12 protein-coding genes are annotated in these 12,869 nt (G+C 62.6%); 3 read left to right on the top strand and 9 right to left on the bottom strand.

Translation table 11 applies throughout. From position 1 onward, the window contains the following. Positions 1 to 130: 130 nt before the first annotated feature. Both CQ12_RS19420 and CQ12_RS19415 read right to left on the bottom strand, forming a co-directional pair. Positions 131 to 1,225 carry a S1C family serine protease gene (locus tag CQ12_RS19420; protein WP_057836903.1) on the bottom strand — a complete coding sequence of 365 codons (1,095 nt, stop codon included), beginning with the start codon at positions 1,223 to 1,225 and terminating at the stop codon, positions 131 to 133. Between the two features lie 145 nt (positions 1,226 to 1,370). Beyond that, positions 1,371 to 2,246: a dihydrodipicolinate synthase family protein gene (locus CQ12_RS19415; RefSeq protein ID WP_057836902.1), complete on the bottom strand. Its 876-nt coding sequence runs from the start codon at positions 2,244 to 2,246 to the stop codon at positions 1,371 to 1,373. A gap of 381 nt (positions 2,247 to 2,627) precedes the next feature. Between CQ12_RS19415 and CQ12_RS19405 the strand changes: the two genes are divergently transcribed. Together CQ12_RS19405 and CQ12_RS19400 are read left to right on the top strand one after the other, a co-directional pair. Next, positions 2,628 to 4,370, top strand: coding sequence for a peroxidase family protein (locus CQ12_RS19405; protein ID WP_057836900.1), 1,743 nt, complete (start codon positions 2,628 to 2,630; stop codon positions 4,368 to 4,370). Between the two features lie 43 nt (positions 4,371 to 4,413). After that, a complete protein-coding gene (locus CQ12_RS19400) occupies positions 4,414 to 4,824 on the top strand; it encodes a hypothetical protein (protein WP_157088338.1) in 411 nt (136 codons plus the stop codon). Between the two features lie 11 nt (positions 4,825 to 4,835). Here CQ12_RS19400 and CQ12_RS19395 read toward each other — a convergent pair whose 3' ends face one another. After that, on the bottom strand, positions 4,836 to 6,944 hold the full coding sequence (locus CQ12_RS19395) for a BTAD domain-containing putative transcriptional regulator (RefSeq protein ID WP_083519373.1): 2,109 nt from the start codon (positions 6,942 to 6,944) through the stop codon (positions 4,836 to 4,838). 40 nt (positions 6,945 to 6,984) lie between these two features. Further along, positions 6,985 to 8,325, bottom strand: a complete 1,341-nt coding sequence (locus CQ12_RS19390) for a YcaO-like family protein (RefSeq protein WP_057836898.1) — start codon at positions 8,323 to 8,325, stop codon at positions 6,985 to 6,987. A 90-nt stretch (positions 8,326 to 8,415) separates the two neighbouring features. Here CQ12_RS19390 and CQ12_RS19385 point away from each other — a divergent pair, with 90 nt between their 5' ends. Beyond that, positions 8,416 to 8,970, top strand: a complete 555-nt coding sequence (locus tag CQ12_RS19385; protein ID WP_157088337.1) for a hypothetical protein — start codon at positions 8,416 to 8,418, stop codon at positions 8,968 to 8,970. 56 nt (positions 8,971 to 9,026) lie between these two features. Here the strand turns inward: CQ12_RS19385 and CQ12_RS19380 are convergent, their stop codons facing one another. The 5 genes from CQ12_RS19380 to CQ12_RS19365 form a co-directional block, all read right to left on the bottom strand. Continuing rightward, complete coding sequence (locus tag CQ12_RS19380) at positions 9,027 to 9,476, bottom strand: helix-turn-helix domain-containing protein (protein WP_057836896.1); 450 nt, start codon at positions 9,474 to 9,476, stop codon at positions 9,027 to 9,029. A gap of 66 nt (positions 9,477 to 9,542) precedes the next feature. Continuing rightward, entirely contained in the window at positions 9,543 to 9,869 is a 327-nt protein-coding gene (locus CQ12_RS19375) for a hypothetical protein (RefSeq protein ID WP_057836895.1), read from the bottom strand. Positions 9,870 to 10,106: 237 nt separating this feature from the next. Beyond that, positions 10,107 to 11,747 carry a phosphoglucomutase (alpha-D-glucose-1,6-bisphosphate-dependent) gene (gene pgm / locus CQ12_RS19370; protein WP_057836894.1) on the bottom strand — a complete coding sequence of 547 codons (1,641 nt, stop codon included), beginning with the start codon at positions 11,745 to 11,747 and terminating at the stop codon, positions 10,107 to 10,109. A 92-nt stretch (positions 11,748 to 11,839) separates the two neighbouring features. After that, the gene (locus tag CQ12_RS42505; protein WP_083519372.1) at positions 11,840 to 12,094 is read right to left on the bottom strand and encodes a DUF3551 domain-containing protein; all 255 of its coding nucleotides are present in this window, start codon (positions 12,092 to 12,094) and stop codon (positions 11,840 to 11,842) included. 67 nt (positions 12,095 to 12,161) lie between these two features. Continuing rightward, entirely contained in the window at positions 12,162 to 12,680 is a 519-nt protein-coding gene (locus CQ12_RS19365) for an acyl-CoA thioesterase (RefSeq protein ID WP_057836893.1), read from the bottom strand. Positions 12,681 to 12,869 lie beyond the last annotated feature (189 nt).

Here is a 12,869-nt window from a genome sequence, read left to right as displayed (position 1 = left end):
CGGATCGGGCGCGGTTTTAGCGGTTTTTCGGCCCGAGACAACTCATTCAATTCGTTGCAATAAATGCGCCAGCCCCCGCGGCACCGGAGGGTGTCGCGGGCGGATAAGATCCTGCCGCAAAAGGGAAGTATCAGCTGCGGCTGATGTCGACGATATCGATGGTGATGTCGCGCGTCTGCGAACCGCGCTTCAGGCTGATGCGGATGCTCTTGCCGGCGCCCACCTGCTCGATCTGATCGGTCAGGTCGGAGAGCCGATGCACCGGCTTGCCGTCGACCTGGACGATGACGTCGCCCAGCGCACCCGAGTTGAAATCGACGCCGCGAATGCCGGCGCGTTCGGCTGGGCTCCCGGGCGCGGTGCGCACGATGATCACCCCTTCGACACCTAGCCGGGTCGAAACCGCTTCGCTGGCGGCGATGATGCCGATGCCGGGCGTCGGCACGCGGCCGTTCTTGATGAGCTCGGGGACCACGCGATTGACGATATCGACGGGGACCGCAAACCCGATGCCGGCGCTCGACCCCGACGGCGAGATGATCGCGGTGTTGACGCCGATCAGCCGCCCCGCCGAATCCAGCAAGGGCCCTCCCGAATTGCCGGGATTGATCGCGGTATCGGTCTGGATCACGTTGGTGATCTCGCGGCCGCTGCTGGTCGGCAGCCGGCGCTTGAGCGCGCTGATGATGCCGCTGGTCAGCGATTGATCGAGGCCGAAGGGATTGCCGATCGCAAAGGCAGATTGACCGACCTTGAGCTCGCTTGAACTGCCCAGCGCCACCGGCGGCGGCAGCTTGCGTGCGCCCCTGATCCGTAACACCGCGAGATCGTAGTTGGGCGCGACGCCGATGATTTCGGCCTGCGCCACTTCGCCCGAGGCAAAGCGAACCGCTACTTCGCTGCCGTTCTGCACGACGTGATTGTTGGTGACGACGTGACCGTCATTGTCCCAGACGAAGCCGGTGCCCGAGGCAGCGCCAGCGCCTCCGCCTTCATCCTCGGCCAGCGGATTGGCGGCGGCGGAGCGTGCGGCGACCTGCACGACCGACGGCGAGACCCGCTCGAACAGCTCAATATTGGCCCGTTCGGCATCGGCCAGCGGCCCGCGCTGATCGACGGTTCGAGCGACCGTATTGGTCCAGGGACTATAGCGAATGTTGGAAACGGTCAGCGCCACCAACACGCCTGCGACAATGGCTGCAAGAAGCACGAAGCGACGGTTCATCGATTACTCCCCTTGGCCAGGCAGCCGCGTGCCAGGGATGATGCCGCGAGCAAACCGGCCTAATCAGCCGTTCGGAACCGCGTAAGCAACGTTCCAGCCAGCCGGTGGTTTCCTGCCCCTGTTGGAGATATGGTCTGACCGTCTCCTAGGCCAGATCGCGCAGGGCGGCCTCGACCACCCTCCGCTGGTCTGCCGTCAACGCCGCCTGCGGAGGGACCGGATCGCCGACCGGGTAGCCCTGAATCTCGAGTCCGGCCTTGATGCAGGCGGCGAGATTGAAGCGGGCAAAGGCTTCGTTGATACGCCAGAGCCTGCGTTGCAGCGCCATCGCCTCATCCCAGCGCGCCGCCTTGCAGAGGTTATAAAGCTCGACGCTCTGCCGCGGAATGATGCAGGCGGGGCCGGCCATCCAGCCCAGCCCGCCGATCAGCATCACCGCCGCCGGAATATGGGCGGATGCGGAGAAGACCTTGATGCTGTCGCCGGAGCGATTCATGATCGACAGCAAGCGGCCGGTATTGGTGGAGGCATCCTTGATGTAGCCGATGCGCGGATGTGTCGCGAGCCGTTCGATGACGTCGAGCGTGAGATCGGATCGCTGGAATTGCGGATTGGTGTAGATCACGACGGGAATGTCGACGGCGTCGGCAATGGCGCGGAAATAGGACTCGACCTGCGGATCGGCGACCGGGAAGTACGCCTCCATGATCGCGAGGATGCCGTCGGCGCCGAGCTTTTGGTGCGCCCTCGCCTGCGCCACCGCGTCCGCCGTCGACGTCGAGGCGACGCCGGCGATGACAGGTACGCGGCCCTTGGCGGCCTCGATCGTGGCTCGCACCACGCTCGCGCGCTGCGCCTGATCGAGATATGCGAACTCGCCGGTCGAGCCGAGCGGCGTCAGCCCGTGCACGCCTGCCTTGATGAGATCGTCGCACAGCCGGCCCAGCACATTCGTGCGAACTTCGCCTGACGCATCGAGAGGTGACACCAGATAGGGGAAGACGCCGTGGAAATCAGCCATGAAAGGAAAACGCCTCAAGCGGGAAGTTGCATGCCATGTCTACTCGCCATCATCAGCCGTAACGCACGCGGCGTGGCGTCGAATGAGAAAACCGGCTTGGCTCGCGCGGCCTCGGATACTAGTCATCACCGCGAGCATCGCGCCGAAACGACGCGCCAAGGGTGCCGTCTCAATAAGCTCCACACGCGCTCCTATGTCAGCCGCCGTTACGAGATGGCAAATCATACCGCCGTGTCGCCAATCGTGAAATAGCCGTGAGCGGCCCTGACAATGACTAAAAGATGTCCACAGATGTTCACAGGTTCTAACGATTTAACTCACGATTATTTCACGACTTTCTTCCCAATCTCGCCGCCTTGACCAAGCGCGAGAGCAGTTTTGATGGCTGTGCAGAAGGTCGCCGACGCATCCCCCTTCCGAATTTCAGAACTCAATCCGCGCGACTCTATTTCGGCAACACCGACTCCGGGCTTTCGTCACTTCCTCGGCACGCCAACTCACTCGCAGCGCTTCCGCGCGTTCGGCGTCGATCCGCTCGCTTCGTCGTCGGATCATGCAAAGCTGCGCGGATTGATGCAGCGCCTGTCGCGGCGAATGGATGCTGACATCAAATGGCCGCCGCACCAGGTTCGCTCGGCGGAACGCTGGGAAAATCCTTTCATCCCCTCAGGTTACACCTATCTGCTGCAGTTCATTGCGCATGACTTGGTGCACTCGGCGATTCCGCTTTCGGTGGCGGGAGGGCTCGGCCGCGGAACGAGCAACGCGCGGCGCACGCCGCTTCGGCTCGAGACACTATACGGCAGCGGCCCTGTCGGCTCCCCGCACATCTATGCGCTCGACGCGCCGAACGACGACCGCCGTACCAAGCTTCGGCTCGGCCGCATGCGCTGGAAGGAGAACGAGGCCGCGACCGGTTGCCCGTTCCGCGACATCGCCCGCGCGCAGGCGGAGAACGTGACGGGGATCGACCGCAGCATCGCAGGTGTTCGCGTTGCCCTCACCGAAGCCCTGGTCGCTGATCCGCGCAACGACGACCATGCCGTCATGTCGCAGCTCACGGCGCTATTCGCGCTGCTGCACAACGGACTCGTCGACATCATTCGCCGCCATGAAGGCCACGCCGGACCAAACGCCCGGTTCGGCGCCGCCTACAAGCGCTTTCTGTGCGCCCGCGGCGCATTGACGGCGATCTATCACAATATCATCCGCAACGACTTGATGCGGCGGGTGCTCCATCCGGCGATTCATGCAAGCTACTGCAGCCTTGGCCCGCAGTTCATCGACCGCGCCGAACCCGCTGGGAATGCAGCGAGCGGCGACTGGGAAATTCCACTCGAGTTCTCGCATGGCGCATTCCGCTTCGGTCACGCCATGGTGCGTCCGGAGTACCAGATCAACGACCAATCGCTCCACGATCTCAACAACACGCTCGAAAAGAGCTCGATGAACGATCCTGCGAACATGCCGCTCGACGAGACCTGGATGGTGCAATGGTCGCGTTTCTTCGAGATCCACGGCTCGACCCCGAACTTCAGCCGCCGCATTGGACCCCATCTCAGCGACGGGCTCGGCAATGACCAGATCTTCCCGGCGTTCGACGAAACGCAACGCGTCGGCCTGCTCTATCGCGACCTGCTCGGCGCGAGTCTCGCCGGCATGTGGTCGGTAGACGCCTTGATCGCCGAGATCGCCAGCAGGCGACCAGATTTCATCGCCATGTCGCGCCTGCTTTCCGACCGCGCCTACCGTGTCGAGCAGCTTCGTGGATGGCTCGTCTCCGGACGGGCCTACGGCGCCCTGACGGACGAGGACATCGAAACGCTTTCCAACGATCCGCCGCTGCCGTTCTTCATCCTGTTCGAGGCAATGCAGCAGACGGAGGGCCTGCGACTTGGGCTGCTCGGATCGATCATCGTCTCGGAAGTGATATTCGGAGCGCTCGCGAGCGCCCCGCAATCGGTCTCCGGCAGCTCGCTCGCCGATCAGCTGGATCTTGTGTCCCGCGAATTTTACCTGGCGAACGTACTTCAGGACATTCCAGACATCTCAAGCATGGCGCAGCTGGTGGAGTTCACCACCGAAATTGCCGAGCTGCGGCAGGCCGTACCGGCATTTCTGTGAAAGCGGGATAATCCGCTTCACGCAACGCGGAGGAGTAACGACGATGGCACTCGAGAGAATGCAAGTCACCAATCATGAGCGCTGGGGCAACCTGGTGAAGACCTGGTCGACGGGCAAGAACTATCTCGATGACGACAACGAGTATCCGATCCCGACCAGCATCGACGAATTCAAGGAGCAACTCGCCAAGGCGCAGGTGTTCATGACGGTGCCGGATCGCTACACGAAGGTCCAGTTCGTCGAGCAGCATCTGGATACGATCGTGGTGCGCTTGCCACCCGCCTTCGCAATCGCCGATTCCGAAGAGAAGCTCAGCAAGCCGGGCGCAACCTATCCGCTTCCGCCCTTCTACAAGCGCCTGTTCAACGGCATGGACCCGGTGATCCCGGAAGCCGACAAGTTCAAGGTGCACGCCGAGCGCATCGGCGACTACACGCTCAGCCTTTGTGCCTGAACCAATCCAGCTCAAGCGGATAGCTGGACGATACCGTCGACTGGAAGCCCTGCGCCGCGCAAGCCGTGGCGGAGGGCGTCCCATCGCTCACCGACGCTGATCGGATGGGCCTGCAGGACCCAGCGCGTTACCGCCTCGTCGGTGGGGACCAATTCACTGACCCAGAACGAACGCAGTCCGTTCACGAAGCGCTGCGCCTGCTCCTGCGCCATTTGCCGCTCTCCCAGATAGTACAGCGCCGCTGCCCGCCACGCGGGCAGGATCGGCACGACGCCATGCGCTCTGTCAAAGGCCTCCAGCGCGCCCGCATAGTCGCCGGCCAGGAAGCGGATGATGCAGTGGTAACTCCATTCGAGATAGGAAGGCGCCGGCGAGAGACTCAGCGACTGCTCGGCCCGCAGCCGGGCCTGCTCGATCGATCCGCAGAAAGCTTCATAGTGGGCGCTGGAGAGCAAGGTCCACGGATCGTTGTCGTTAAGCTCGCAGGCAAGCTGCATGTGTGGCGCGGCTTCGGCTTCCCGCAGCGCCATCATATACGACCATCCGCAGCAAAGATGTGCCCTTGAATCGACGGGATCGAGTTGAACAGCGGTCTTTGCCAGTTCGAGCGTGGCCCGCGCCTTGCCCAAATCCCGAAAAAGTCCCGGATGCACGAAATGCTCGATGTTGTTGATCTGCACGAGGCTGCTGTAGCAGGGCGAGAATCCCGGATTGTCGCGGATCGCGTCACGGAAAATCGCGACCGCCCGCCGCCAGCTTTCCGGGTCGAATTTCGACATGAGATTCTGTCCGCGCAGCCAGCGGTCGTGCAGATCGAGCGACACGTCCGGCTCGCCGGCGAGCCGCATCAGCCGTTCCGTCGACAACTGCACGTTCAACGAAGTCGCGATCCGGCGGATGATGCGCTGCTGGGTTTCGAACCAGTTGCCGAGGCCGAGGCGGAAGCTCTCGCTCCAGATATAGATGCCCGTGGTGTCGTCCCGGAGCACCATCACGATATTGATCTCGGCGCCGGCCTGATAGGCTGTGGTCTCGATGCAGTATTGGGGCGCGGAGTCCGGCGCAGGAAGCACCACCGTGGCCGGCGGACGGTCGACCACGCTCCATTCGCGGAAGCGTACGAGACAGGCAGCGAGATGCTGGGAGAACCCCTGCACCAGATGGCTGTGATCCTCATCGACGCCGTGCATCGCAAAGGGCCGCAGCACGAGGCGCGTCTTGGCGGATGCGTTGACCGCTGATGACATCGGGACTGCCGGCTGAACGGCGGTCCCTCTGATCATTCTGACGGCGAATTCGTCGTTCGCCGCCGACGCGGCCCGATCGGCCGGCGCGCGTTCCAGAATGCCGAGCTTGATGTTGGCGACGAGTTCTTCGGTGGCCGACGACGGCTCCATCGCGTAGTCGCGATCCAGGAGATCCCACAGCGCCTTGTAGATGCGCAACGCTCCGGCCGTATCGCCTTCCTCCGCATGCGCCCGCATCAGATAGCGGCAGGCATATTCATGGGTCGGATCGAGATTGACGATCGCGGCCGCGATCCTCTTTTTGGCATCGGCGGGTACGCTCGCGGAGGTCAGGCCTTCGTCGAGACTGCGCATCAACCGTTCATGGATGGTCTGTCGCTTGGCCAGCACCCAGACCCGGAACGAGGGGTCGAGATCGTCCATCCCTTCGAGCAACTGGCCGTCGAGCTGCGGCGTATCGAGCAGCAGCGGGTGAACGCGCCCGGTTTCGGCGAGCCGAATCACGCTTTCGATGTCGACTTCAATTCGCCTGGTGTCGAGGCCGACCAGCAGCCGCTCCGCGACGAAGCCGTCATAGCCGGCCTGCTCGAGCGTGGACCGCAGTTCACGCACGACCTGACGCAGCGAGGCACGCGCCTTTTCCTCGTCCGAACGGCTCCAGAGCAGACCGACCAGCCGCTCGCGGCTCTCCTTCTTCGCCTCCGATAGCGCCAGGTAACTCAAAACGGCGCCGGCCTTGCGAGTTCGCAGTTCAATCGCACGGCCGTTGAACCGGACGCCGAACCGACCGACCAGAGATACCGACAGACGCGGCGCGCTTTCGGGCGCCGCCGCTGCGGCGTCTGATGTCATGGCGTTGGCAATGGCCGGCATGCAACGGTTTTCCGGAACCGGTTCGTTAATACCTGCCACTCTATATCAAAGCGACGCCTCCGGTATAGGTTGCGCCGCCGCCGGTTCGGGCCATCGCATCCTGCAGCCTCGCCGTGACGATTTCGGATGGCTCGAGTTGCAGGCCGGGAGCAATCACGCGGATCACCGGAACGGCAAAGCGCCCGCGCGTGAGGTCGATACAAAACGTCTCGATTCCCAGCTTTTCCAAACGCTCAACGATCAATCCAAATATAACGCTCGCTTCAGTTGCCGGAAGGGGCAGATGGGCTGCGTGCTCGGCCACCGGCTGCAGCAGTTTGCACTGGCCGGCATCGACGGCCGCACGCTGCAAGTGGATGCGGTCCTGGGCGTTGAGCGCGCCGTCACCACGCTCATTGCGTTTGGTTGCGACGACGGCGTCGGCCAGTTCGAGCTGGCACATTTCTACAATCGCGGATCGGACCGCAGCCTCGAGCGCCGGCCGCGCGGCGAGGCCGAAGGCAAAACCCGAACCATCCGACCGGCAGGAGACCGCCGCAACGCAGGGCACGCCGATATCCGTCGTGATATCGAGCAGCCATGTCCGGCGCTGCGCTGCTGCGCCGTGGCGAAGCCTCTGCAACAACTCTTCCGCCACGCGGCCGGCTTCATGCCGCACCGGAATCGATCGCGGCAACTGCCCGCCCCTCCACCACAGGCTGGCCGCGTCGCGTTCGATCAATTCCAGCAGACCGTGCAGCGCCGCAGCGTCCCGCGAGGGGCCCGCGGCCGAGCCGATGCTCAAGGGATATGGCGGCGCAAAGTCGCGGTGTGCCGGCGGACGCCGCAGGCAGATATCCGCCGGAAGCAACACTTCGCCGCCATCGGTTACGCGCGTTGCACGACACCAGGAGTACACCCGCTGCGGTTGCAAGCTTCGTTCTGAAAGCACGGCGACCAATTCCAACGCCTTCGGACCGAGTTTCGCAGTCCAATCGTCGATGCCGGGCTTGAGCAGCAGGTCGGTACCGGCCTGCAATTGAGAGAGATATTCTATTCCCTCGCCGATGCAGCCCTGGAATGCTTCCTGCAACGTCAGACCGACGCCGGAAACGCCGACCATCGGGCTGCCGTCATGCAAGGGATCGGCAAGTGCCGGATCGAATTGTGCACCAAAGCTGATCAAACCAGGCGCATCGGGCGCGGCCAATTCGAACACACGCGAAAATCGCGACGCGGCGAGAAGCAAACGCGCGCGATTCGCGGTCTCCGAATCAATCTGGTCACTGGATTTGACGCCGTATTCAAGCGCCTGCAGCACAAGTTCGGCATCGTGATCGCGGCCTGCGTCCGATTCGTTGCCAAGAAGCAACGCTGCCGCGCGTGCAAACAATTCTTGCATCGAATTTTCGGTACCGCTCACGGTGACCTCACGACTTGACGGGCACACTCCAAGCGTAAGGCAAGTCCCGCCTTCGCCCTGGAGGAACTTATGCTCGCGAAAGCCTTAGTCATAGCCATGGCAGCAGATATTGCCCGATCGGACTATGCCAAGCCGACCTTGGTTCGTGGCCGTAGCCGCGAATGGCTGATCGCCTGCCGCTGGGGACCTGAGGGCGAATATCTTTCGATTGCGACGGCCGGCCCGATCACGGAGCCTCTCGCGTTGGTTGCACCACAGTCGATTACACCAATTCACAGCCTTGTCGGCGTATTGGTCTCCGAATCGGAAAAGCAATCCACCAGCACATTCCTGTTGGTCCGCCAGTTACCCGGTGCGATCGAACTTGCCGGCACGTTTTTTCCGGCCGATGGCTACGTCCTGCTGCAGGACCACGGCGATATCCACCTCCTCTGCAACGCGCGCTACTCGCATAGTTGCGGCTGGCTCGACGGCAAGGAGATCCGCAAGGACATTCCTGATCCGGCGCCCTATTCGGCCGAGGCAATGTCCTGGCATATCGAGGCGACGCGCCGCGACTGGATCGGCGAGTTCATTCCCGGCGTCAGGCCGCCGGAGCGGCTCGCGATTCGCGCGACCGGCTGACGCGGCGATCGGACGACCCAATCCAGTGAAGAGGCATGAGATTGTCGCTTGTCTTTCTATCCCCGCGAAGGAAACCTCCGCCGCTCATCGCGATCGACAGTATTCAGCAGCGCAACCGTGGTCTTCGCCACGGGCGTTCGATCGGCGATGCTTTCAACCAGCTTCGCGATGCAAAGCCGTACGCGCGGACTCGTCGTTCGCGCGTAGGCCTTGAGAACGCGCAAGGCGCCCGGCTCGGCGAGCAGGCGAGCCGCTGAATTCAAGCCGGAAGATTCAGGTCCGACAGATTCGAACAATTCGCCCACCGATATGCCCAGCACGGAAGCGATATGGGACAACCGGCTGGCGCCAACCCGATTGACGCCCCGCTCATATTTTTGCAGTTGCTGAAAGGTGATGCCAATTCGTTCCGCGAGCATGGCTTGGCTCATGCCGCGGTTGATCCGAAACATCCGAATCCTGACGCCCACCATCGCATCGAGCGGGCCAGACTTCCTCGTCGCCATCGGCAGGCTCCCCCGGGGCTGTTTCAAGCTGGGGGACCCTATCACAACCTCAGGGAGATGCAGATGCTAATTTGCGATCCCAGGCAGCAGTTTCACCCGCTGCTCGTCAGTGACGTGCTCGATCGTCAACCGTCCCTTCGGGTCGATCTCCGCTTTCATGGCCGGCGGGTGGCCGGTTTCGAGAAAATGCTGCAGGGCAGCACGGCTCTCGTCCGAGAGCGCAAACAGCCCACGCATGAGTTCAAAGAAGCCGGGCTCCTCCGCCACATAGAGCAGTTCGCGCAGTTCCGCGCCGGTATATTGCGCCAACGCCGTCACAAGCCATTCGGTTTGGTCATTCGGATCGCTCTCAGGCACGCGATTCAGATAGTAGACGACCGATTCAGCACTCATTTCATCCCCCGGTACCTCGCGATAGCTGACAGACCGCCTGTTCGGGACGGACTTTCTGGCCAGCTAACTCCCGAGCCTAACACTGCTCGGCCCTTCGTGATTTCAGCGTGATCGCAAGCGGCATGCACCGAAGGCTCGGTTCCGCAGCTCCCTGGACGAGACTGTGCCGAACTGATGCACCGGGGACGCAAATCGGGCGTTTCCCGTTGTCGACCTCCCGGCCATCTCAACGCCAACTCAGAAAGCCTTCGCGATGGCGCGCTGGGCGTCCTGCTGAATCGTTTTCAGGTGATTCTGGTCCCGGAAGCTTTCGGCGTAGATCTTGTAGACGTCTTCGGTGCCAGATGGCCGCGCGGCAAACCAACCCGCTTCGGACTCAACCTTGATGCCGCCGAAGGACTGGTCGTTACCGGGCGCGCGGGTCCGTATCGCACTGACCGGCTCGCCGGCAAGCTGTCGCATGTCGAGCTGGTCCGGCCCGAGCGCCTTCAACGCGTTCTTCTGCTTCGGCGTCGCCGGAACGTCGATCCGCTCATAGAAGGGGACGCCGAGTTCGGCCGTCAGTCCGGCAAACAACTGGCTCGGATCGCGACCGGTACGGCCGAGGATTTCGGCAGCAAGCAGCCCCATCACCATGCCGTCCTTGTCGGTCGTCCAGACCGAGCCATCGCGCTTGAGGAACGAGGCGCCGGCGCTTTCCTCGCCCGCGAAACCGAACGCGCCGGTACCGAGGCCTTCGACGAACCATTTGAAACCGACCGGCGTCTCGACCAGCTTGCGGTTCAGCTTTTTGGCGACACGGTCGATGATCGAGCTGGAAACGATGGTCTTGCCGATCGCGGCCTCCTTGTCCCATTGCGGCCGATGCTCGAACAGATAGGCGATCGCGGCCGCAAGAAAGTGGTTCGGATTCATCAGGCCGCCCGTGCGCGTGACGATGCCATGCCGGTCGGCATCAGTATCGTTGGCAAAGGCAACGTCGAACCTGTCGCGCATCTGGATCAGGCTCGCCATCGCGAATGGAGAGGAACAATCCATCCGGATTTTTCCATCCCAGTCCGCGGTCATAAAACGGAACGTCGGGTCAACGGCGTCATTCACGATGGTCGCGTTGATCCCGTAGTGCTCGATCAGCGGCTGCCAGTAATGCACGGCGGCGCCGCCGAGCGGATCGATCCCGATTTTTACGCCGGATGATTTGATTAGCGCCATGTCCACGGCATTGCCGAGATCGGCGACGTAGGGACGGATGTAGTCGTGCATATGCGTCGTGGGCGCCTTGCGGGCGCGCGCATACGGCATCCGCGCGACGCCCTTCATGCCGGATTCCATGTAGGCGTTGGCGGTCTTTTCGACCTTGGCCGTCACATCGGTATCGGCCGGGCCGCCATGCGGCGGGTTGTATTTGTAACCGCCGTCCTCCGGCGGATTGTGCGAGGGGGTGATGACGACGCCGTCGGCAAGCCCGCTCGTTCGGCCCTTGTCGTAGCTCAGGATCGCATGCGAGATGACGGGCGTCGGCGTGTAGCCACCGCGCTCGTCGATCATGATGTCGACGCCGTTGGCAGCAAACACCTCCACCGCGCTCGCCAGCGCCGGCTCCGCCAGCGCATGAGTATCGATGCCGATGAACAGCGGGCCCGTGAGCCCGGTCTCGCGGCGGTGATCACAGATCGCCTGTGTCGTCGACAGGATATGGTTTTCGTTGAACGAGTTCTTCAGCGACGTCCCGCGATGCCCCGAAGTTCCGAACGCAACGCGCTGGGTGGGATCGGAGGGATCCGGCTTCGACGCAAAATAGGCCGTGACCAATTGGGGTACGTTGACGAGGGAAGCGGGATCAACCGGCTTGCCGGCGGCGGGATTGGGGGCAGTCACATGACCTCACGGGGTGGATGGTTTCGCTGCTTTATACGTGGAACCAACGGCGCGGGCAAAACTGCGCGCGACGCGAGCCAAGCCGGCCGTCTCTAGTAAACGCCGCGTTGCCGGGGCGGTTTCCCGTCACGTTGCGCGAAGTACGGGTTATTATAGCACTGTGCCGCACGGCCCGATGCTGATGCGGCGCACTGCGACAGCGACGTGAAACTGCAGTCGATGCTGCCGCCACCAATAGAATAGGTTTGGATGCAAACCGGGTAGTTCGGGTCATAGGTCTGGGCGCGCGCGGGCGCGAATATCAATACCGTTGCGATCGTCAAAATGGTGCAAGCCAATAGGTGCATGGGGGCTCCTTCCGAAAAGGAGCTTACCACACGCGTGGGGCCGTCGCGCGCCGCCGGGGAACGGCAATCACGCCGGCAGGCCGCTGCTCGATCCGTATCCCAGGTCTGCTGACGCAAGGCTGGCCGACGCGTCGCAACCTGCCTGATAATTCTTCAGCGCGAGGCGCACGTCGTCGGGCAACGCCATCGATTTGTGATCCACCAGCGATGTGGTCACGGTCACGAAGGTAGCGCGTACGCACTCGGCGCCATCGTTGAACGCGTGAACCGTGAGCTTCACCGAGGTGCGTCCGATCTCGCGCACGATAACCACAACATCGAGCACGTCGCCCATCCTGCTGGGCGTGGCGAAATCCGCCGAGACGTGGGCGTAGCCAAGGCCGGTCCGCCGCGTTCCGACCAGCTCGTGATAGGGAAGTCCCAGCGCTTCGCCGTACCAATCCTCGATCACGCCGTTGAACAGATTGAGATATTCCGGCGTGTAGACGATTCCGGCCGGATCGCAGGAGCCGAAGCGCACCGGCAGCCGCGTGCGCCAGATGCCCGCAGGCAGTTCGGAGAGCGTCAGAGGTTCAAAACGGGCCATGGACCGGCTCATTTAGTTTAGGCATAAAGTATATCTTCCACAGCCGGGCTGGCCTGTAAAGTCGCGTATTGAAGTCGCCATACGTCGCGCCCAGCTTACCCCGCTGCAGCATCATTCTTTACGGTCGCGAACGAACACTACAACCTGCCGGCTCGAGAACGGTATCGTTCGGCTTTCTTGTGCCGAGAG

It is taken from the genome of Bradyrhizobium jicamae (assembly GCF_001440395.1).
Taxonomy (GTDB): Bacteria; Pseudomonadota; Alphaproteobacteria; order Rhizobiales; family Xanthobacteraceae; genus Bradyrhizobium; species Bradyrhizobium jicamae.
Note: the sequence above shows the minus strand (reverse complement) of the source record. Positions and strands in the feature narration are given on the sequence as shown.